This is a genomic window from Dechloromonas hortensis, from assembly GCF_009469765.1.
Lineage (GTDB): Bacteria > Pseudomonadota > Gammaproteobacteria > Burkholderiales > Rhodocyclaceae > Azonexus > Azonexus hortensis.
Window position 1 is genome coordinate 68,520 of the sequence record NZ_SSSQ01000015.1, and the last position, 21,421, is coordinate 89,940.

Sequence of the window (21,421 nt, forward strand, 5' to 3'; positions counted from 1 at the left end):
GCATGACCGCAACGCCAATGCGACAGTTCGCCCTGCAAGGGGCGGCTGTCATCCTCGTTTTATCCCTCGCCTGGCCCTATTTCGGCCTCAATGCCGAACCGATGCCCTGGTTGCCAACCAGCCTCGCCATCGGCGGCGTCGCTTTCGTCTTCGCCACGCTGTCCCGCCAACCCTGGTGGTGGCGCGCCATCCACGCCGGCTTCATGCCGCTGGTCTGGTTCACGCACAGCCAGCAGATCGAGCCTGGCTGGTTCCTGCTCGCTTTCGTGCTGCTGCTGCTCGTTTACCGCGGCGCCCTCAGCGGCCAGGTGCCACTCTATCTGTCCAATAAGCAGACCGTCGCCGCGCTGGCCGAATTGCTCGCCGAACGCGGCCCGAGCCGCTTCCTCGATCTCGGTGCCGGGGTCGGCAGCACAACGGTGCCACTGGCCGACCTGCTGCCGGAAAGCCACTTCACCGGTTACGAAAACGCCCCACTGACCTGGCTGGTCGGCCTCATCCTTAGCGTCGGCCGGCCCAATATCCGCTGGCGCTGGGACGATCTCTGGCAAGCCCGGCTCGGCGACTACGACGTCGTCTATGCCTTCCTGTCGCCAGTGCCGATGGCCAAGCTGTGGGCCAAGGCGCAAAGCGAGATGCAGCCCGGCAGCCTGTTCATCAGCAACAGCTTTCCGGTTCCCGGCCTGACTCCCAGCCGCATCATCGACGTCGATTGCACGCCGCCCCGTCCGCTCTACTGCTACCAGCTCTGACCCCGTGCTCAAACGCAAGCCGGAAACCCTCGCCCTCTTCGTCGCGCTGATCGGCACACTGACCATCCTGATGGTCTTCCTGACCGACCTGCTGGTCGCCCGCCATCGCGACATCGAGGCCGGCGAGCGTCGTCTGCAGCACTTCGGCATCATGATGGCCGAGCATACCGCCCGCTCTTTCGAAGCCATCGACGTGCTATTGCGCGAGATGGCCACCGACCTGTCGCACAACCGGCGCAACTGGGAAAAATGGGAAGCCAGCCAGGGCTGGGAATACGTCGCCCAGCGCCACTCGCGCGCCATGCCACAACTGCGCGACCTGATCATTTTCGACCGCTACGGCAATCAGCGTTTCATCTCGACCTATTTCCCGCCGCCGCATATCAACGTCAAGGATCGTCCCTACTTTATCGCCCTCGAAAACGGCGCCGAAGCAGCCAGCTACGGCCCCTACATCGGACGCAACTCAGGACGCTACAGCTATGCCATCGGCCGCCGTATCAACGGCGAGGGCGGCACCTTCACCGGGGTCGCCTTCGCCGCCGTCGAACCGGCCTATATGCAGGACTTTTGCTGGTCAAACCGGCTCTCCGACGATTTCGAATCGGTCCTGATCAATGCGCGCGGCCAGATTGTCGCCTCCTGTCGGCCGACCGATCTCAGCCGCCAGTCACCGGTGCTCGGCGCGCAAGCCGCCGATATTTTGTTCGACGGCCAGTTGCGCGGCGTCGTCCCGGAAACCGGACTGGCCAGCGGCAAGAACATGCGGGTCTCGGTCTCCCCGGTGCCCGGCTTTGCCGACCTGCGTATCCTGACCGCCATCCCGGAAGCGACCCTGCTCGCCAGCTGGCGCAGCCGGCTGATCGAACTCGGCACCCTCGCCCTGCTTGTCACCGCCGTACTGCTTGTCGGCGGCCTGCTGGTTCGGCGCCAGGTGCGGGAAATGGCGGCGCTGACTGCCGAACTGGAAGCCGGCCACGAGTTACTGGAGCAGCGGGTGCAATCGGCGACGCAGGAACTGGCTGGGCGCAAGGATGCCGCCGAGCGGGCCAACAAGGCAAAGAGCCGCTTTCTCGCCGCCGCCAGCCATGACTTGCGCCAGCCGCTGCACGCCCTGTCGCTGTTTGCTGCCGACCTGCAACGGCAGATCCGCAGCGGCACGGCCAACAACCTGCCGCGCCTGGCCGAGCAGATCTCGACCTCGACGACCATTCTCGGCGAACTGCTCGATTCGCTGCTCGACATTTCCCGGCTCGATGTCGTCGGCGTCAAACCGGAAATCCGCAATTTCCCGCTCGGCCCCCTGTTCGAGCGCCTGGCCAACTCGGGCCGACGAACAGCGGCCGACCGCAACCTGAGCCTGCGCTTTCGCCCGACCAACCTGTGGCTGGAATCGGACCCGGTGATGATCGAGCGGATCATCGCCAATCTGCTCTCCAATGCCCTGCGCTACACCCCACCGGCCGGCCGGGTGCTGGTTGCCGCCCGCAAACGCGGCGACGAAGTGCTGATCGAAATCCGCGACAGCGGCATGGGCATCGCCCCCGAACACCAGGCGGCGATCTTTGCCGAGTTCTATCAGGTCGGCAATGCAGCGCGCGAACATACCAAGGGCCTCGGCCTCGGTCTTTCCATCGTCGACCGCCTGGCTCGCGCCCTCGACGTCAGCATCGACCTGCACTCCCAGGTCGGCCGCGGCACGACTTTCGCGCTGCATGTCCGGGCCGGCAAGGCACCGCAATGGGAGCCGCCGGAACAGCAGCTGCTGGCCGCCGGCCGGATCTTCTGCATCGGCACCTCGGAAGCCCTGCACGACTGCATCAAGCTGGCGGAAAGCTGGCACTACAACGTCAGCCACGATGATGGCGGTAGCGACCAAGTGCTGCCGTCGCAGACGCTGATCATTACCGAGATTGGACTGGCGCCCGCCGTCAGCCGCAAACTGCCGGCCAATTCACCGCTGATCGTACTGGTCGGCCCCGATCACCCGCCCTTGCCGAACGGGGCCCACGCCCTGCCGCTACCGGTTCGCCCGGCCAAGCTGCGTGCTCTGATCAGCCAGCTTCAGAAAACGTTTTCGAAGTCGATGCCGTAACGGGCCACGGCGACCAGCGCCTGGGTCCGGCTGGTCACGCCAAGCGCCTTGAAGACGGCGGTCGCGTGAATTTTCACGGTGCCTTCGGAAAGGTCGAGCTGATCGGCGATATCGCGGTTCGACAAGCCCCGCACCATCAGGCACAGGACCTGTGCCTGGCGGTCGGTCAGGCCGACTTCGTCAGGCCGGACGCTGACCTTGGTCGGCGGCACCGGCGTCGCGTCGTCGAGGCGGGCACCATTCTGGCCGCTCGGCCGGAAGATGTTGCCGGCCAGCACCTCGCGCACGGCACTGAGCAGGGCCTCGCCGGAAAATGCCTTGGGGATGAAACCCGAGGCCCCCAGGTTCAAGACCCGAGTAATGGTCGGCGTATCGTCGAAAGCTGAAACAACGGCGACCGGCATCGCCGGATAACGGCGACGCAGGATGTCGAGACCGGCAAAACCGTCAATTCCGGGCAAGGCGAGATCGAGCAGGACGAGGTCAAATTCCTCTTCATTATCAAGCACGGTCAGCGCCGACTCGAAATCGGCCGCCTCAAAAACAGTTGCCCCCTCTTCGATCTGGCCCAGCAAACGGACCAGCCCTTCGCGCACCAGCGCGTGATCTTCCACCACCAGCAACTTAAGCATTTTTCCCCCTTATCAACCGGGCGCTAATTTAGCATTTTGTATTACGAAGTGGTTTAAGATGATGTAATACAACCGGAGGAGCGAGACATGTCGAACCAACAAGCAAACGACCCGCTGAACTTCATGCGCAACATGTGGGGCAACATGGGATTCTCACTGCCCGGCATGGTTGCCCCGACCTTCGACCTCGATGAACTCGACAAGCGCATCAAGGACATGAAGGCCGTCGAAGGCTGGCTGCGGATGAACCTGTCGATGTTGCAGATGACCATTCAGAGTCTGGAAATGCAGCGCACCACGGTTTCCGCCGTACAGACCATGACCAAGATGGCGACCGACACCGCCAAGTCGATGGCGGCCGGTTCGGACGAAACCACGGCACCGCCCCAGCCGGATTTTCTCAATGCTGCGGTCGACCCCGAAAAAACGGCATTTTCCGAAGCCGCGATGTGGCCCTGGCAGATGATGCAGCAGATGCGCGAACAGCTGCAGCACTCGGCCGAAGCCGCTGCTGCCGCGGTCAATGAGGCGGTCGAAACGCCGCCCGAAAAACCGGCCAGCCGGCGCGCCAAGAAGTAATCAGCGCAGCAGCCACGCTGCCCAGAGCGGCAGCGTCAGCATCGAGCCGAGCGTCGTCGCCGAGATCAGCCAGGCGACGCTACGCCCGTCGCCGCCCATGCGCATGGCCAGAATGTAAGCCGAGGACGCCGTCGGCAAGGCGGCAAACAGCACCACCACCTGGTAGTTCAAGCCCTGCAGGCCGAGCAGTCGGCCGGTCACGGCGGCAATCAGCGGCAGCGCGAGCAGCTTGACCGTCACCAGCCACAGCGAAACGCCGCGCACGCCCGGCGTGTTTTCCAAACGCAAAGCGGCACCGACCGTGATCAGGCCGAGCGCAATCGACGCATCGGCCAGTCGGCCGAGAAACGCCTGCAACGGCGCCGGCGGCACGAAGCCGAGCAGATTGAGCAGAAAACCGGCCGCCGTTCCCCAGATCAGCGGATTGCGCGCCACTTCCCGCCACAGCCCGACCTCGCCGTGCCGAGCCAGCATCCACACCGACACCAGATTGGCCACCGGCACCGCGGCGCCGACGATCAGCCCCATCGTCGCAATGCCCGGCGAGCCGAACAACATGCCGGCCACCGCCAGCGCAATATACGAGTTGAAGCGATAGGCGCATTGGAAGACCGAGGCAAAGGTCAGCGGCGGCAGGCGCACGAACATTTTCGGTAGCAGCCCGAGCAGCATGCCACCGGCCATCGCGGCCAGCGCCGTACCGAGCAAAGGCAGGGCCGCCCCCAGATCGAGCCGAGTCTTGACGATGGCATTGATCAGCAGAGCCGGAAACAGGATGAAATAGACCAGTTTCTCGACCCCGCTCCAGAAATGATCGCCCAAATGCATCCAGCGCCGGATGGCGGCGCCGAGCAGGATCAGGGCAAAGTCGGGGAGCAGCAGCAGGGCGGTATTCATCGGCACATTTTAGAGGCTGCGCCGTCGGCGCCCAACTGTGGATCACCGCAAGCGGCTTGACCGTCCCCGGCAAACCGCCAATACTCGCCGCAACAGGGAGGATGACATGCAACTTGAATGGTGGGTGTGGATCGTGGGCGGCATCGTACTGATACTGGCCGAACTGGCGATCCCGTCGTTTTTCACAATCTGGTTCGGGCTCGGCGCCCTGCTCGTCGGCCTGCTCGTATTAAGCATGCCGGACCTGTCGCTGACCACCCAACTGGCGATCTGGACACTGGCCTCGCTGGCCATGGTCGTACTCTGGTTCCGCGTCTTCAAGCAAAGTTTCCACAAGACCCGGATCGGCATGGCCGACGGCGAAGTGATCGGCGAGATCGGCCTGCTGGTCAGCGCCGTGGCCCCCTTCGAACGCGGCAAGGTGCGCTTTCAGCGGCCGGTACTCGGCTCGGAAGAATGGGTTTGCCTAGCCGATACGGCAATTGCCGCCGGCGAACGGGTCAAGGTGGTGGCGGTGGAAGGTAGTTTTCTCAAGGTCAGCAAGGCTTAAAAAGGTATACACATGGAAATCAGCGCAGGATTCATCGTTGTTCTGGCCATTCTGGTCTTCGTCGCGGTCACCATCGCCAAGGGCGTGCGCATCGTGCCACAGGGTGAGGAATGGATCGTCGAGCGGCTCGGCAAGTATCACGGCACGCTGAAGCCCGGCCTCAACATCGTCATCCCCTACCTCGACCGCATCGCCTACCAGCTGATCACCAAGGACATCATCCTCGACGTTCAGGAACAGGAAGTGATCACCCGCGACAATGCGGTGATCCTGACCAACGCCATCGCCTTCATCAAGGTCACCGACCCGGTCAAGGCGGTCTATGGTGTCACCGATTTCTCCGAGGCGATCCGCAACCTGATCATGACCACGCTGCGCTCCATCGTCGGCGAGATGGAACTCGACGAAGCGCTCTCCTCACGCGACAAGATCAAGGCCCGGCTACGCGAAAGCATTGCCGACGAGGCAGTGGACTGGGGCCTGACCGTGAAATCGGTCGAGATTCAGGACATCAAGCCGTCGGAATCGATGCAGAAGGCGATGGAAATGCAGGCCGCCGCCGAACGCGAACGCAAGGCCGTCGTCACCCGCTCGGAAGGCGCCAAGCAGTCAGCCATTCTGGAAGCCGAAGCACGGCTCGAATCGGCCAAGCGCGACGCCAACGCCCAGGTCATGCTGGCCGAAGCCTCGGCCGAGGCCATCCGCCGCATCACGGCGGCAATCGGCGACCAGACCGGGCCGATGTCCTACATGCTCGGCGAAAAATACATTACGGCGCTGGAACGGATGGGCGAGAAGGACAACGCCAAAGTCGTCGTCCTGCCGGCCGATTTGCAGGAGGCAGTGCGCGGCCTGTTCGGACGCCGCCCCTAATCCCTCATCTCGCCGTACTGGCGGCGCAGGCGTTCCAGCCCCTGCTGGTAGGCCTCGGCGTCGCCATGATCGAAGAAACTCGGGTAGCACCCATGCGCCGCCTTGATCCGCCGGGCATGCTTGATCGGGCACCAGTACTGCTCGGTGCGCGCCGCCACCTCGCGGGTATAGGCCGCAACGCCGTTGCCGTAGGAACAGTAGAAGCAGTTGAATTTCTCGATGATGTTCAGGTAGGGCAGATCCTCCCGGTCGAAAATCATGTAGTCGCCCCGCCGGACCTTGGGAATACGATAGACCGGAAAGCAGATGGCCTGATAAACGGTGACGAAGAGGTCCATCAACAGGAAGACGACCCAGCCGCTGTAGATGACCGGCGCGGTCAGAACGACGAGCAGCCGGCTATGGCGCAGGAAATTGAATAATCCGGTCTTGTAGCGGCGCTGCTGGCGCAGCAATTCCTCGGCCAGTTCGAGCTTCTTTTGCGCCCAATCTTCGCGGGTCTGACGGTATTCCTCTTCCAGCTCGTCCTGCAGGTCGCGAATTCGGTCCAGCAACTCATCAATGTGCTTGTTCATGATGCTTCCTGATCCAGGCCCGGTCGAGGGCGGGCAACCGCTTCAGTTTGCCTGATCGGCAAGCCGCCGTCTTGGCTAATTAGCGGCCCCCTGGTGCGGCCAATCAGCCCAGTGCACCACTCGCTTGCAAGGCGGCAATCTGCTCGGTCGAATAACCGGCTGCCTGCAGAATGACCGCATTGTGCTCACCGGCTTTGGGGGCCGGCTGACGGACCGCAAACTGGTAGTCGGAAAGCTTCAGCGGCGGCGCGAACTGGGTCAGGCCCTCGTCACGCAACACCATGCCGCGAGCCGCGATCTGGGCGTTATCGAGTGCTTCATCGGGCGACAAAATCGGCGTTACGCAGCAGTCGACCGCAGCAAACAGGCTCGCCCACTCATCCCGCGGGCGGCTGGTAAACAATTCGGCCATTTCGGCGCGCAGGCCGGCATCCCACTGGCGCTTGATCCATTCGGGACGTTCCAGCGCCTCGCAGCAGCTTTGCCAGAATTTGCCTTCGAGGGCGCCGACCGCCATGTGCTTGCCGTCGGCACAGCGGTAGGTGGCGTAACAGGGCAGGCCGCCGGAGAGCAGATCGGCGCCGCGTGGTGCCGGCTGGCCGGCATCGTTGAGGCGGAGCATGGCGAAATAGGTATGGGCGAGCACGCTGTCGGTCATCGAAACGTCGATATAACGGCCCTGCCCGCTGCGCTGGGCTTCGACGACGGCGGCCAGGATGCCCATCACCCCGGTCAGCGCGCCGCCGAGCAGGTCGGCGATCTGGAAATTGGGGATGGCCGGCTTGCCGCCTTCCTCGCCAATCTGTTCCAGCACGCCGGCGTAGCCGAGGTAGTTGATGTCGTGGCCGGCCAGATCCTTGTACGGGCCGTCCTGCCCGTAACCGCTGATCGAGCAGTAGGCGATTTTCGGATTGAGCGCCGCCACCGTCGCGTAGCCGATGCCGAGTTTGTCGACGACACCGGGCCGGAAGCTTTCGACGATGACATCGGCCTGCCGCGCCAGGCGCAGGAAGACTTCGACGCCTTCCGGCTTCTTCAGGTCGAGGACCAGGCCCTGCTTGTTGCGGTTGATCATCCGGAAGTAGGCGCTGTCCTCGCCCTGACCGGTGCCCAGCGTCCGGGCGTAATCGCCGATCTGCGGATCTTCGATCTTGATCACCTCGGCGCCGAGGTCGGCCAGATGCAGGGTCGCCACCGGCCCCGGCAACAAGCGGGTCAGGTCAAGGACGCGGATGCCGGCCAGCGGCGCCGGTCGGCTCATTGTCCGCAAACGCCGAGCAGGTCGGCTTCGAGTTCGATTTCCATGTCTTTCTTCAACTCCCGGTCGATGAACATGCCGCGATAGAGGCGGCCGGCATTGGCCGCCTTGCGCGCATAGGGCGTCTCCCATTCGCTGACGCGCAGGCGGACGATGCCGATCTGCTCGTCACGCTCGGCGGCCTCCGGCCCGACGCAGGGATAGGCCAAGGCCTGGCGATTGAATTCGGCACGGCTGTACTGCTCGATATTCTTGCCCGGCACGACGGGGCATTTGCCAAGGTGACGGCTGCGCACGTCGGTCGCCAGCACCTCGCCCTTCAGGTAGAAGACCGGATCGGTCATCACCCAGCCGGCGCCCCCCTCTTCATAAACCACACAGCGGCCGCTCTGCAGCATTTCCGGCTCCTTGAACAACAGGCGGGCGGACGGGCGCAGCAGGGGTTCGACAGCCAAGGCGGGGGTAGCCAAAAGGGCCAGCGCAACAATCAGGATTCGCATGAAAAAAACCGGGTCAGTAGACCCGGCTATCTTCGATCACCTTGCCGTCGTTGGGCAAGCCCCCGGGCGTGGTAAACGCCACTTCGCCGCGCAGTTTGGTCACTTCGCGCAGGCTGGAGACCAGCGCCTGGTCGAGTGCCTCACCACCGGCTTCGATTTCGCAGTGCAGGACCATCCGGTCCTGGCCGCCCGGATTGTCGACGACCAGCCGCATGCGGTGGATTTCCGGATGGCGGCGGGCGATGTCGGCGACCTGCTCCGGGTGCACGAACATGCCCTTGATCTTGGTCGTCTGGTCGGCCCGCCCCATCCAGCCTTTGAGGCGGACATTGCTGCGACCGCAGGGAGAACGACCAGGCATGATGGCCGACAGGTCGCCGGTCGCGAAGCGGATCAGCGGGTAGTCGGGATTGAAGGTGGTCACCACCACCTCGCCGACTTCGCCCGGCTCGACCGGATCACCGGTACCGGGGCGGACGATTTCGAGCAGCAACTCCTCCTCGACGACCAGCCCCTGCTCGGCTTCGGTTTCGTAGCCGATGGCACCGATGTCGGCCGTTGCGTAGCACTGGCGCACCGTGATGCCGCGCTCGTTGAGCCAGTTGCGGGTGACGCCGGGTAGCGCCTCGCCGGAGACCATCGCCTTTTTCAGCGAACTGATGTCCGCCCCCATTTCCTCCGCCTTCTCGACGATGATGCGCAGGAAGGACGGCGTGCCGACATAGCCGTCCGGCTTCAGGTCGACCATGGCCTGCACCTGCTGCTCGGTCTGTCCGACGCCGCCGGGAAACACCGCGCAGCCCAGCTTGCGCGCCCCGCCTTCCATCAGGAAGGCGCCCGGCGTGAAGTGATAGGAAAAGCAGTTGTGGATCAGGTCGCCATGACGAAAGCCGGCGGCATAGAGGACGCGGGCCATCCGCCAATGGTCCATGTCCATGCCCTGCAATTCATAGATCGGCCCCGGCGACGCAAAAACGCGCTTGGCCTTGCTGCGCGGCAGCGAGTTCAGGCCGCCGAAGGGCGGGTGCTTCTTTTGCAGCTCGATCAGGTCGCGCTTGCGGGTCAGCGGCAGACTGGCCAGCGCCTCGCGGGTCGCGCAGTCGAAGGGATTGATCCCGGCCAGCGACTGGAAGTAATACGGGGTCGTTTCCTTGGCATGCGCCACCTGGCGCGCCAGCTTGTCCATCAGGTCGGCTTCGCGCTCGTCAGGATCGCGGGTTTCGAGAGGGTCGTAAAAGCTCATTTGGTTTTCTCCGTTTTTTCGCGGTCGACCGTAGGAATTGGTTTTTTTGTGCCGTATGGGCCCACAACTGCTTGGTAGGCGACAAAGTAGCCGGTCAGAGCAAGGCGGAGGCCGGCGCCGTTTGCTCCTGCAAACAAGCCGGCCGACAACGCCGCGCTGAACGGCGCACTGCCGCCTAAGACAGCCAGCGTTTGCGGCGGCGGTAGTGCTTGACGTCCTTGAACGACTTCCGCCCGGCCGAACTCAGCCCGAGGTAGAACTCCTTGACGTCCTCATTGGTCCGCAAACCCTCGGCATCGCCTTCCATCACCACCCGGCCGTTTTCCAGGATGTAGCCGAAGTCGGCATATTTCAGCGCGACCATGGTGTTCTGTTCGGCGAGCAGGAAGCTGACGTTCTCGCGCGAATTCAAATCCTTCACGATCTCGAAGATTTCCTCGACGATCTGTGGCGCCAGGCCCATCGACGGCTCGTCGAGCAGGATCATTTCCGGCTTGGCCATCAGGGCGCGACCGATGGCGCACATCTGCTGCTCGCCGCCCGAGGTGTAGCCGGCCTGCGAGGTGCGCCGCGTTTTCAGGCGCGGGAAGTAGTGATAGACCTTCTCCAGGCTGTCCTTCAACTCACTGCGCGAAATCGAGCGGGTGTAGGCACCGGTCAGCAGGTTTTCCTCGATGGTCAGGTGGCCGAAGCAATGCCGCCCTTCCATGACCTGGATGACGCCGCGCTTGACCAGTTCATTCGGCGTCAATTGGTCGATGCGCTCGCCCTTGTACTCGACCGAACCCTTGGTGACATCGCCGCGCTCGGCGTGCAGCAGGTTGGAAATGGCCTTCAGCGTCGTCGACTTGCCGGCGCCGTTGGCGCCCAGCAGCGCAACGATTTTCCCCTTGGGGACGTTGAGCGAAACGCCCTTGAGCACCAGGATCACGTGGTCGTAAATGACCTCGATATTGTTGATGCTCAGATAGTTGTCCGCCGGAGCGGCAGTTTGTGTACTCATAGCGGTTCCCGAAGCATGGAAACTGGCAGATGGCGAGGGGTTGCCCCCTCGCCTCCCCACTCTCTCGCCTTATTTTTCCTTGGAGCAATCACGCGGCGTGATGCCCTTTTCCTTGGCGTACTGCTTGGCAGATGCCTGGAAGAGCGGGTGGATCAGCGCCTTGTTACCCTCGATCCAGTCGGAGACCGGCACCCACTTGGCACCGTCCCACTGCTGGATCTTCACCTTGCCGGAGCCTTCGTGGTTGTCGCAGGAGGTCTTGATTTCCGGCAGCAGGTTGGTCGCACCGACCTGCTTCAGGCGGGCTTCGGTGATGTTCAGGTTTTCCAGTGCCCAGCGCATCTGCTCGCCGTTCAGCGCCTTGCCCTTGCCGTACTTTTCCTGGCCCTTGCGGATCGCCTCGACCGACAGCACGGCGGCGGACACGCCACGGTTGTAGAGGACGGTGCCGATCTTGCCGGTGTCCTGCAGGTTGCCCTTGCCGGCGCCGTAGACCACCTTCTCGATGTCGGCGATCACCGGCACCTGCTTGCCGGCGACGTTCCAGGTCGCGGCCATGTAGCCCTTGGCGGCATCGCCGGCCGGCACGACGTCCTCTTCCGAACCGGTCCACCACGAGCCGATCATCTTGTCGCGCGGGAAGCCGACCTTCTGGGCCGCCTTCAGCGCCGTCTGGTTCATCACGCCCCAGCCCCAGAAGACGACGAAATCGGGCTTTTCCTGGCGGATCTTCAGCCACTGGGCACCCTGCTCGTTACCCGGGTGGGCGACCGGAATCTGGACCAGCGTGAATTTGTTCAGCGAAGCTTCGGCTTCCATCGCGATGATGGCTTCCTTGCCGTAAGCCGAGTCGTGGTACAGATAGACGATCTTCTTGCCGGCCAGGTTGCCGGCATTCTTGTCCTTGATGAACTTGACGATGGCCGAGGCCTGCATCTGGTAGGTGGTGACCAGCGGGAAGGCATAGGGGAAGACCGAGCCGTCCACCGCATCGGTGCGGCCGTAGCCCATCATCGCCAGCGGCAGCTTGTCCTGGGCCGACTTGTCGATCAGCGCGTAGGAAATCCCGGTCGACATCGTGTGAATCGGGCCGGCCGACTTGGCGGCCTTGCTCTTCAGGCGCTCGTAGCACTCGACGCCCTTGGCGTTGTTGTATTCCGTCTCGCACTCTTCCCAGGTCATCTGGACGCCATTGACGCCCTTTTCCTTCAGATTGACGTAGTTCAGGTAATCGATGAAGCCGCCGTAGAAGGCTTGGCCGTTCGAGCCATACGGGCCGACGCGATAGTCGATCAGCGGGAAGAACTGCTCTTCGGCGGCGAAGGCGCCTTGCGACAGCATGGTCAGGGAAACTGCGGCTGCAGCCAGAACGGGTTTGAAGTTTTTAATCATTGGATGTCTCCTCCAGTTATTACAAACAAGCGGCGGGGCCCCACCGCTTGAACCACAGCAAAACCTGGTAACACAACAGCAACTGCTGGCACTAGTGCGGGAACGGCCACAGGCGCAGCTTCTCCTTGGTGATCTGCCACAAACGGGCCAGCCCGTGCGGCTCGACGATCAGGAAGAACATGATCAGCGCCCCGAACACCGTAATCTGGATGTGTGACACGGTGGCGCTGGAAAAGGGCAACCCGAACAGCCCGGCCAGGAACGGCAGGGCGACGTCGAGGAAGATCGGCAACAGCAGGATGAAGGCGGCGCCGAGGAAGCTGCCCATGATCGAACCGACACCGCCGATGATGATCATGAACAGGATCTTGAAGGACATTTCCAGCGAGAAGCCGTCCGGTTCGACCGAGCCGAGGTAGCAGAAGGCGTACAGCGCACCGGCCACGCCGCAGTAGAAGGAACTGACGGCGAAGGCGAGCAGCTTGGTCGGCATCAGGCGGATGCCGATCACCGAGGCGGCGACGTCCATGTCGCGCACCGCCATCCAGGCCCGGCCGGTCGTCGACCGCACCATGTTCTTGGCGGCCAGCGCCATGAAGACGACGATGGAGAGCACCAGCAGGTACTTCTCGACCGGCGTCGTCAGTTCGTGCCCGAACAGCACCAGGCGCTGCGTCGAAATGACGCCGGACGACGAGTTGTTCGACAGCCAGGGGAACTTGGTCAGGCACCAGACGATGAAGAACTGCGCAGCCAGCGTCGCCACCGCCAGATAGAAGCCCTTGATGCGTAGGCTGGGCAAACCGAACAGGATGCCCACCCCGGCTGCGGTCAACCCGCCGCACATGAAGGAAACCAGAATCGGCATGCCTTCGATGCGCAGCTGGAAGTTGTAGGCGGCATAGGCACCGACCGCCATGAAGGCAGCGGAACCGAGCGACAACTGGCCGGCGTAGCCGGTCAGGATGTTCAGCCCGAGCGCGGCCAGCGCGAAGATCAGGAAGGGAATGAGGATCGCCGAGAACCAGTATTCACTGGCCAGCAGCGGAACCCCGAGGAAGGCGACGGCGAGCAGCACGATGACCCCGATCCGGTCCTGGCGGATCGGAAACAGTTGCTGGTCGGCAGCGTAGGTGGTCTTGAATTGACCGGCTTCACGGTAAAGCATGTTGTTCTATCCCCTCTTACACGCGGTCGATATGTTTTTCACCGAACAGCCCTTCAGGCCGCACGAGAAGGAAGAGCAGCGCCAGCACGTAAGGGAACCAGCCCTCGATGCCGCCGAAGTTGCCGCCGAACAGATCCTGCATCACCGGCGGGATGTAGATTTCGGCCAGCTTCTCGGAGGCGCCGATGATCAGGCCGCCGACGATGGCGCCCGGCACCGAGGTGAAGCCACCGAGGATCAGCACCGGCAGCGCCTTCAGCGCCGTGAAGGTGAGCGCGAACTGAACGCCGTTGCGGGCGCCCCACATCATGCCGGCGACCAGAGCGACGAAACCGGCGACACCCCAAACGATGGCCCAGATGTGCTGCAGCGGGATGCCGATCGACAAGGCGGCCTGGTGATCGTCGGCCACCGCGCGCAGGGCGCGGCCGACCCGGGTGTATTGGAAGAACAGGGCGAGCGTCGCGACCAGCACTGCGGCGACACCGGCGGCGACGAGGTCGAACTTGGAGATGACCATGTTCCAGTTGTCGAGAATCCAGGGAATCGGCTCATCGACGATGCCGAGGTCGAGGGCGCGCGGCTCGCTGCCGAAGATCATCGGGGCGACGCCCTCGATGAAGAAAGCGAGGCCGATGGTCGCCATGAACAGCGCGATCGGCGGCTGGTTGACCAGCTTGCGCAGCACGAACTTTTCGGTGGCGATGCCGAACGCCGTCATGATCGCGAAGGCGAGCACGATGGCCAGCCAGAGCGGCGCCCCCTTCTCCATGCAGCCGACCACCGACAGCGCGGCCAGATAGACCATCGCCCCCTGGGCGAAGTTGAAGACGCCGGATGCCTTGTAGATCATCACAAAGCCGAGGGCGACCAGGGCGTACATGACGCCGGACAGCAGACCGCCAATCAATACTTCGAAAAAGAAATTCATCTCGCCCGCTCCTCAGTGACCGGCGCCCAGATAGGCCTTGATCACGTCTTCGTTGTTCTTCACTTCGTCCGGCACGCCATCGCCGATCTTCTTGCCGTAGTCGAGCACGACGACGCGGTCGGAAATGTCCATGACGACGCCCATGTCGTGCTCGATCAGCACGATGGTGGTGCCGAACTGGTCATTGACGTCGAGGATGAAGCGGCACATGTCCTGTTTCTCTTCGACGTTCATGCCGGCCATCGGCTCGTCGAGGAGCAGCATCGACGGCTCGGCGGCCAGGGCGCGGCCGAGTTCGACGCGCTTTTGCAGGCCGTAGGGCAGTCGACCGACGGGAGTCTTGCGGATGTGCTGAATTTCCAGAAAGTCGATCACTTCCTCGACTTTCTTGCGATGTTCCAGCTCCTCCTTGCGGGCCCGGCCGAACCACAGCGCATGCTCGACGAAGTTGGCCTTCATCTTGGTAATGCGCCCGGTCATGATGTTGTCGAGCACGCTCATGCCCTTGAACAGCGCGATGTTCTGGAAGGTACGGGCAATATTTTGCTGCGCCGCCATGTGCGGCTCCATCCGCTTGCGCTCGTTACCGTGCCAGAAGATCTTGCCTTCCTGCGGGTGGTAGACGCCGTTGATGACGTTCAGCATCGAACTCTTGCCGGCCCCGTTCGGGCCGATGATGGCGCGGATTTCGTGCTGGCGGACGTTGAAGGAAATGTCGGTCAGCGCCTTAACGCCACCGAAGCGCAGCGAAATGTTCTGCAGGTCGAGAATGACGTCGCCTATTTTTTTGCTCATGTTCAGGCAGCCTTTTTCACGATCGGGAAGGTTTTCGCATCGAGAATCTTCAGGTCGGCGGAAATCTTGCCGCGCCGGCCGTCCTCGAACTTGACCTCGGTTTCGATGAACTGATTCGTCTTGCCGCTGTACAGCGCATCGATCAGCACCTTGTATTTTTCGGCGACGAAGTTGCGGCGCACCTTACGGGTCCGGGTCAGTTCGTCATCGTCAGGATCGAGTTCCTTGTGCAGCACCAGGAAACGATGGATCTGCGAATCGGCGACCATCGCGTCGCTGACCAGGTCGGCGTTGATCTGCTCGACGCATTCGCGGATCAGTTCCAGCACTTCCGGCTTGCCGGCCAGGTCGGCGTAGCCCGAATAGGCGATGCCGCGCCGTTCGGCCCAGTTGCCGACCGCCCCGACGTCGATATTGACGAAGGCGCAGACCATGTCGCGGTCGTGGCCGAAACAGACGACTTCCTTGATGTGCTGGAAGAACTTCAGCTTGTTCTCGATGTAGTTGGGGGCGAACATCGCGCCGTTCGACAGCTTGCCGACGTCCTTGGCGCGGTCGATGATCTTCAGGTGGCCGTCCTCGTCGAGGAAGCCGGCGTCGCCGGTCATGAAGTAGCCGTCGGCATTGATCGACTCGGCGGTGGCGTCCGGCCGCTTGTAGTATTCCTTCAACAGCATCGGCCCCTTGACCAGCACCTCGCCGTTGTCGGCAATCTTGATTTCGACGCCAGGGGCCGGTTGACCGACGGAATCGAACTTGATCTGGCCATCCGGCTGCAGGCAGACGTAGGCGCAGGTCTCGGTCTGGCCGTAGAACTGCTTGAGGTTGATGCCCATCGAGCGGTAGAAGCGGAACAGTTCCGGCCCGATCGCCGCACCGGCCGTATAGGCGACGCGGATGCGGCTCATGCCAAGCACGTTGCGCAGCGGTCCGTAGACCAGCAGATTGCCGAGCCAGTACTGCAGGCGGTCGCCGAAGCTGACCGACTTGCCGTCGAGGATGTCGGCGCCGCAGCGCTTGGCCACCGCCATGAAGTGGTGGAACATTTTCTGTTTCAGCTTGCCGGCGTCTTCCATGCGGATCATCACCGAGGTGAGCAGGCTTTCGAACACGCGCGGCGGGGCGAAATAGCAGGTCGGGCCGATTTCGCGCAGGTCGGACATCACCGTGTCGCCCGATTCCGGGCAGTTGATGGTGAAGCCGGCGACCAGCGCCTGAGCGTAGGAGAACAGGTGATCACCGACCCAGGCCATCGGCAGGTAGGACAGGATGTCGCCATCCGGCCCCAGCTTGTCGACCTGGACGCCGCCCTGGGCGGCGGCGATGAAGGCGGCGTGCGTCTGGCAAACGCCCTTCGGCTTGCCGGTGGTGCCCGAGGTGTAGAGCATCACCGAGGTGTCGTCGAAATGGCCCTGCTCGACTTCGCGGTTGAGGAAATCGTGATGGTTGCGGTCGTGGATACGGCCCATTTCCATCAGTTCGTGAATGTCGTGCAGGAAGGGCTGGTTGTAGTGGCGCATGCCGCGCGGGTCGTCGTAAATGATGTGTTCCAGCGTGCCGACCTGGCCCATCACTTCGAGCATCTTGTCGACCTGCTCCTGATCCTCGACCACCGCGAAGCGGATGCCGGCATCCTGCAGCACGAAGAGCATTTCGGCCGCCACCGCATCCTGGTAGAGCGGCACCGGCACACCACCCAGGCACTGGGCGGCGGTCATCATCATGTAGAGGTGCGGCCGGTTGTCGCCGATGATCGCCAGGTTGTCGCCGCGCTTGAAACCAAGCGAAGCCAGGCCGCAGGCCAGGGCGCGGACGCGCTCGGCGACGTCGGACCAGGTCCACGTCTGCCAGATGCCGAGATACTTCTCGCGCATGGCCGGCGCGTCGGGACGGGTCTGTGCGTGATGAAACAGCAAGCGCGGGAAGGTGTGCAACCCGTCCAGCGCGGCAAAATTCGCCTGCTTGGGCATTCTTTAGTCTCCTCATCGCCGCGTTTTCAGGTACGCGGTCTAACGTTCGTTCGACGCATTGGGCAACTGCTGCCTTACACAGACCTTGCAGCGCAGCCCAACGATCACTGACTGTTGCGACGCAGTGTATGCAGGGCGGCGACGTATAATTGTCATCCGGCAGACAATCCACAAAATAATCGGAATTAATTTTGAAAAACGCTGAGGAACTGCTGCGTAGCTCTCTCTGGGGGCAGTCGCTGACCGATGAGGAAATGGCCCGTGCGCTGGCCGGCACCACCGAAAGAACCTTCGCCGCCGGCGCCTTCATCTGCATGAAGGGCGAGCCGGTCGAATACTGGATGGGGCTGATCGACGGCCTGGGCAAGATGGCCAGCCACTGGACCACCGGCAAGACCACCTCGCTGACCGGGATCAGCGCCGGCGCCTGGATCGGCGAAGGCTCACTGCTCAAGAAGGAGCCGCGCCGCTACGACGTCATGGCGCTGCGCGAAAGCCGGGTCGCCTTCATGAACCGCAGCACCTTCACCTGGCTGCTCGACCACAGCATTCCGTTCAACCGCTACCTGATCGCCCAGTTGAACGAGCGTCTCGGCCAGTTCATCGGCATGATCGAGAACGAGCGCATGCTCGATACCGATGCCCGCATCGCGCGCGGCCTGGCCGCCCTGTTCAACCCGGTGCTTTACCCGGGAACCAACCGCCTGCTGCAGATTTCACAGGAAGAACTCGGCTATCTGGCCGGGGTGTCGCGCCAGCGGGCCAATCAGGCGCTGAAAGTACTGGAGGATGCCGGCCTGGTGCGCAGCGAATACGGCGGCATCAACGTTCTCGATCTCGAAGGCCTGCGCCGCTTCGGCGACTGAGGCCGGCGGTCAACGGCCGCAAAACGGCAAAAATCAGCTGACTGCCAGCCAGCGCAACAAACTGGCGTACAACAGGTCGGGATCGACCGGCTTGCCGATATGTTCGTTCATGCCGGCATCGAGGCAGGCCTGACGGTCTTCGTCGAAGGCGTTGGCGGTCATCGCCAGCACCGGCAGGCTGGCCTTGCCGGGCATCTGGCGGATCAGCCGGGTCGCCTCGACGCCGCCCATGACCGGCATCTGCATGTCCATCAGGACCACAGCGTAGTCGCACTGACGCACCCGCTCGACGGCTTCGGCACCGTTGGCGGCGACATCGACGACCAGCCCGGCCAGGCTGAGCAGTTCCTCCGCCACTTCCTGGTTGATCGGTTCGTCCTCGACCAGCAGCACACGGCGGCCGCCGTACAGGCGGGCGATCTGGCTCTCCAGTAAATCGCCGGTGTGGTCAACGGCGAGCGCCTCCGGCGGGCGGCTTACCGCTTCCAGGCAGACCGTCATCCAGAAGGTGCTGCCGACCCCTAGCACGCTATCGACCCCGACATCGCCGCCCATCATCCGGGCCAGATGCCGGTTGATCGCCAGGCCGAGGCCGGTGCCGCCGTATTTGCGGGTCGTCGAGTCGTCGGCCTGGGAAAAGGCCTGGAACAGCCGGGCCTGCTGCCCGGCATCCATGCCGATGCCCTGATCCTGGACCTCGAAGCGCAGCGTCACCTGATCGCCATCCCTGCGGTCGACCTTGACCCGCAGGGCAATTTCACCCTGCTCGGAAAACTTGATGGCATTGCCGACGAAGTTGAGCAAGGCCTGGCCGATGCGCACCGAATCGCCGCGCAGCAAGGTCGGCACATCGCTGGCCAGCTGGCTGGTCAGGCACAGGCCATGTGCCGCGGCGCGTTCGTCGAGCATGCTGATCGTCTGCCGGATCACCGCCTCCGGCGAGAATTCGCGGATTTCCAGGGCCAGTCGCCCGGCCTCGATCTTGGAGAGATCGAGAATGTCGTTGATGACGTTGAGCAGATGGTTGGCCGACTCGCTGATCTTGCCCAGGCGCTCGCGGGCCTTGAGGTCGAGCACATCCTTCTGCAGCAGGTGGGTCAGGCCCATGATGGCGTTCATCGGCGTCCGGATCTCATGGCTCATGTTGGCCAAGAAGGAACTCTTCGCCCGGTTGGCCGCCTCGGCCGCGTCCTTGGCCCGGGCCAGCTCGACGGTGCGCGACTGGACCAGGGTTTCGAGATGCTGGCGATAGTGTTCCAGTTCGGCCTCGGCCTGCTTGCGCACCGTGATATCGGTCGAAATGCCGCACAGCGCGTAGATCTGGCCTTCCTTGTCGCGCAGCGGAATCTTGATCGACAGGTAAGCGCTGGTGATCCGGCCATCCACCGTCCGGTTGACCTCTTCCTCGGCCACCCGCTCGCCCTGTTCGATGACTCGCCGGTCGTTGCGGCGCAGGTTGGCGCAGGTCGCCGCGTCGAAGAACTCGGCGTCGTCGTGGCCGACAATACTCGCCATCTCCCGCCCGAACAGTTCGCAGACCCGGCGGTTGGCGTACTGGTAGCAGTAATCCGTGCCCTTGATGTAGATATAGGCCTCGACGCTGTCGAGGATAGTCGCCATCTTGTATTCGCTGACCCGCAGGGCTTCTTCGATCTCCTTGCGATCGCTGATGTCTTCCTTGACGGCCAGGAAATGCAGAATCTGCCCTTGTTCGTCGATGATCGGCGAAATCGAAGCGCGCTCCCAGAACAACGAGCCGTCCCGGCGCCGATTATGAAACTCGCCCTTCCAGGTCTGGCCGGACTTGATCGTCGTCCACAAATCCCGGTATTCGGCCGGTGATTTATCGCCCGAACTGAGGATGCGCGGATTCTCGCCGAGCACCTGCTGGCTGGTATAGCCGGTAACCTGCTCGAATTTTGGATTGACGTAGCGGATGCAGCCGCTGGTATCGGTGATGACGATCGAGGCCGGGCTCTGCTCGATCGCCCGCGACAGCACTTTCAGTTCGTCGGCCTGGACCCGCAGCACCGCCTCCTGGGCCAGCCGCTGCTGGTGGTAGGCGGCAAACAGCCGTTTCGACCAGCGCGAGAAGAGCAGCGAACTGAGCAGCCCGAGGCCCAGCGCGGCGACGATGGCGATCAGCAGATTGAGCAGACGCTGGGCGTTGCCAGCCTCCTGCTTGCGCAGCTCCTCGCCGAGCAGGCTCTGGAAATCGTCATCGAAAGTAGTGGCGACGACAAACCAGTTCCACGGCTTGACGACATTGACCAGCGCCGTTTTACTGGCCAGCTGGCCGGTCGCCGGATTGAGCCATTGGTAGCGGACAAAGCCGCCGCCCTGCTTGCCCGCCGCATGCAGCTGTTCGAGAGCGGCTCTTTCCGCTGCGGCCATCTCGCTGATCAGCATGCCATCCAGCTTCTTGTCGCTCGGCGACAGCAGGTTGCGGCCGCTGCCGTCGATCACGCCAAAGCGGCCGCTCTGGCCAAATTGCAGGGAACTCAGGCGGGCCAGCGCCTCCTTTTGCTGCAGCATCTCCCACTTGTAGGTGTAGTCGCCGGTGCCGATCAGCCAGTCGTAGGGAGCGAAATGCCGGACATAGGCGAGCTTGTCGGCCATCTGCCTGGCATCGTCGGGCCGGTACCAGCGATAGCGCGAGAAACCTTCGCCGCGCGGCTGGCGGGCGGCCTCGATCAGGCCGCGCATGATGTAATGACCGGTGTCGTCCCGGTTGTCGAGGATGGTCTTGCCTTCGAGCTGCGGCGCCGTCGGCAGCAGGATGAACTGGCCCTGCATGTCGTCGATGAAGTAGTAGCCACGCCCCTCGTAAATGCGGGCCGGGCGCAGCGCCTCGATGATCAGGCGCTTGACCTCGGCCGGTGGCCGGCGCCGGGCCTCCAGCGCGTAGATCGCCTCGACCATCTGGAAAGCGGTATCGACCTGCTCGGTCAGGCTGCGGCGCAGGATATCCTCGGTCCGCGACCGGGTGAATTCGATGAAACCGGTTGCCCCGTCCATCTCGGCCTGCAGACGGGCTTCCAACTGCTGGGTGGCGGCCTGCTCGACGCGGCCGAAGGCGGCCCGCTGCTCGCTCAGGCTCTGCCAGGAGAAAAAGCCGCCGAGGGCCAGGGTCAGGACCAGCACGGTCAGCAAGGTGCCAATCAGATGGATGCGCGGCACCGTTTTTTCGTCAGCCGTCAGCCTCACCCCCTGCACCCCTTTGCCAAATTCATCAAATTTATCGGCGCATTGTAGCCCTCTTCCTTTCCTGGTGCTGCCATCGTCCAAGCGAGGCAGGACAATGAAAACCGACGTCATACGACAATGGAAAATGGAAACGGC

Annotated in this window: 19 protein-coding genes; 6 read left to right on the forward strand and 13 right to left on the reverse strand. The window is 63.0% G+C overall.

Annotation, left to right across the window (positions count from 1 at the left end; all coding sequences use genetic code 11):
* Positions 1–2 precede the first annotated feature (2 nt).
* Positions 3–752: a class I SAM-dependent methyltransferase gene (locus GH663_RS18635; protein ID WP_153133119.1), complete on the forward strand. Its 750-nt coding sequence runs from the start codon at positions 3–5 to the stop codon at positions 750–752.
* A gap of 4 nt (positions 753–756) precedes the next feature.
* The gene (locus GH663_RS18640) at positions 757–2,847 is read left to right on the forward strand and encodes a cache domain-containing sensor histidine kinase (protein ID WP_153133120.1); all 2,091 of its coding nucleotides are present in this window, start codon (positions 757–759) and stop codon (positions 2,845–2,847) included.
* Here GH663_RS18640 and GH663_RS18645 read toward each other — a convergent pair.
* The gene (locus GH663_RS18645) at positions 2,817–3,479 is read right to left on the reverse strand and encodes a response regulator transcription factor (RefSeq protein ID WP_066882921.1); all 663 of its coding nucleotides are present in this window, start codon (positions 3,477–3,479) and stop codon (positions 2,817–2,819) included. The two genes, GH663_RS18640 and GH663_RS18645, sit on opposite strands and share 31 nt — an antisense overlap.
* An 87-nt stretch (positions 3,480–3,566) precedes the next feature.
* Here GH663_RS18645 and GH663_RS18650 point away from each other — a divergent pair, with 87 nt between their 5' ends.
* Positions 3,567–4,058, forward strand: a complete 492-nt coding sequence (locus GH663_RS18650; protein WP_066882922.1) for a PhaM family polyhydroxyalkanoate granule multifunctional regulatory protein — start codon at positions 3,567–3,569, stop codon at positions 4,056–4,058.
* On the opposite strand, the gene GH663_RS18655 is transcribed toward GH663_RS18650, so the two are convergent.
* The gene (locus GH663_RS18655; RefSeq protein WP_153133121.1) at positions 4,059–4,955 is read right to left on the reverse strand and encodes an AEC family transporter; all 897 of its coding nucleotides are present in this window, start codon (positions 4,953–4,955) and stop codon (positions 4,059–4,061) included.
* A 106-nt stretch (positions 4,956–5,061) separates the two neighbouring features.
* Between GH663_RS18655 and GH663_RS18660 the strand changes: the two genes are divergently transcribed.
* Both GH663_RS18660 and GH663_RS18665 read left to right on the forward strand, forming a co-directional pair.
* Positions 5,062–5,505, forward strand: coding sequence for an NfeD family protein (locus GH663_RS18660; protein WP_153133122.1), 444 nt, complete (start codon positions 5,062–5,064; stop codon positions 5,503–5,505).
* Between the two features lie 12 nt (positions 5,506–5,517).
* A complete protein-coding gene (locus GH663_RS18665) occupies positions 5,518–6,378 on the forward strand; it encodes an SPFH domain-containing protein (RefSeq protein WP_153133123.1) in 861 nt (286 codons plus the stop codon).
* On the opposite strand, the gene GH663_RS18670 is transcribed toward GH663_RS18665, so the two are convergent.
* The 10 genes from GH663_RS18670 to GH663_RS18715 all read right to left on the reverse strand — a co-directional run bounded on the left by GH663_RS18670 (position 6,375) and on the right by GH663_RS18715 (position 17,213).
* Positions 6,375–6,953, reverse strand: a complete 579-nt coding sequence (locus tag GH663_RS18670) for a hypothetical protein (RefSeq protein WP_153133124.1) — start codon at positions 6,951–6,953, stop codon at positions 6,375–6,377. The genes GH663_RS18665 and GH663_RS18670 overlap by 4 nt on opposite strands.
* Before the next feature lie 103 nt (positions 6,954–7,056).
* Positions 7,057–8,214, reverse strand: coding sequence for a CaiB/BaiF CoA transferase family protein (locus GH663_RS18675; RefSeq protein WP_153133125.1), 1,158 nt, complete (start codon positions 8,212–8,214; stop codon positions 7,057–7,059).
* Positions 8,211–8,711, reverse strand: coding sequence for a hypothetical protein (locus tag GH663_RS18680; protein ID WP_153133126.1), 501 nt, complete (start codon positions 8,709–8,711; stop codon positions 8,211–8,213). Before GH663_RS18680 ends, GH663_RS18675 begins: the two co-directional genes overlap by 4 nt.
* A 13-nt stretch (positions 8,712–8,724) precedes the next feature.
* Entirely contained in the window at positions 8,725–9,954 is a 1,230-nt protein-coding gene (locus GH663_RS18685) for a phenylacetate--CoA ligase family protein (RefSeq protein ID WP_153133127.1), read from the reverse strand.
* A gap of 175 nt (positions 9,955–10,129) precedes the next feature.
* A complete protein-coding gene (locus GH663_RS18690) occupies positions 10,130–10,957 on the reverse strand; it encodes an ABC transporter ATP-binding protein (RefSeq protein ID WP_066882929.1) in 828 nt (275 codons plus the stop codon).
* A gap of 69 nt (positions 10,958–11,026) precedes the next feature.
* Complete coding sequence (locus tag GH663_RS18695; protein WP_153133128.1) at positions 11,027–12,349, reverse strand: ABC transporter substrate-binding protein; 1,323 nt, start codon at positions 12,347–12,349, stop codon at positions 11,027–11,029.
* Between the two features lie 91 nt (positions 12,350–12,440).
* Positions 12,441–13,517: a branched-chain amino acid ABC transporter permease gene (locus tag GH663_RS18700; RefSeq protein ID WP_066882931.1), complete on the reverse strand. Its 1,077-nt coding sequence runs from the start codon at positions 13,515–13,517 to the stop codon at positions 12,441–12,443.
* A 16-nt stretch (positions 13,518–13,533) separates the two neighbouring features.
* Positions 13,534–14,448 carry a branched-chain amino acid ABC transporter permease gene (locus GH663_RS18705; RefSeq protein ID WP_066882932.1) on the reverse strand — a complete coding sequence of 305 codons (915 nt, stop codon included), beginning with the start codon at positions 14,446–14,448 and terminating at the stop codon, positions 13,534–13,536.
* Positions 14,449–14,460: 12 nt separating this feature from the next.
* Positions 14,461–15,243 carry an ABC transporter ATP-binding protein gene (locus GH663_RS18710; RefSeq protein ID WP_066882933.1) on the reverse strand — a complete coding sequence of 261 codons (783 nt, stop codon included), beginning with the start codon at positions 15,241–15,243 and terminating at the stop codon, positions 14,461–14,463.
* A gap of 2 nt (positions 15,244–15,245) precedes the next feature.
* A complete protein-coding gene (locus GH663_RS18715; protein ID WP_153133129.1) occupies positions 15,246–17,213 on the reverse strand; it encodes an AMP-dependent synthetase/ligase in 1,968 nt (655 codons plus the stop codon).
* 191 nt (positions 17,214–17,404) lie between these two features.
* On the opposite strand from GH663_RS18715, the gene GH663_RS18720 reads away from it, so the two are divergent.
* Positions 17,405–18,079 carry a Crp/Fnr family transcriptional regulator gene (locus GH663_RS18720; protein ID WP_083518333.1) on the forward strand — a complete coding sequence of 225 codons (675 nt, stop codon included), beginning with the start codon at positions 17,405–17,407 and terminating at the stop codon, positions 18,077–18,079.
* 33 nt (positions 18,080–18,112) lie between these two features.
* Here the strand turns inward: GH663_RS18720 and GH663_RS18725 are convergent, their stop codons facing one another.
* The gene (locus GH663_RS18725) at positions 18,113–21,286 is read right to left on the reverse strand and encodes a cache domain-containing protein (RefSeq protein ID WP_170291457.1); all 3,174 of its coding nucleotides are present in this window, start codon (positions 21,284–21,286) and stop codon (positions 18,113–18,115) included.
* Between the last annotated feature and the right edge of the window lie 135 nt (positions 21,287–21,421).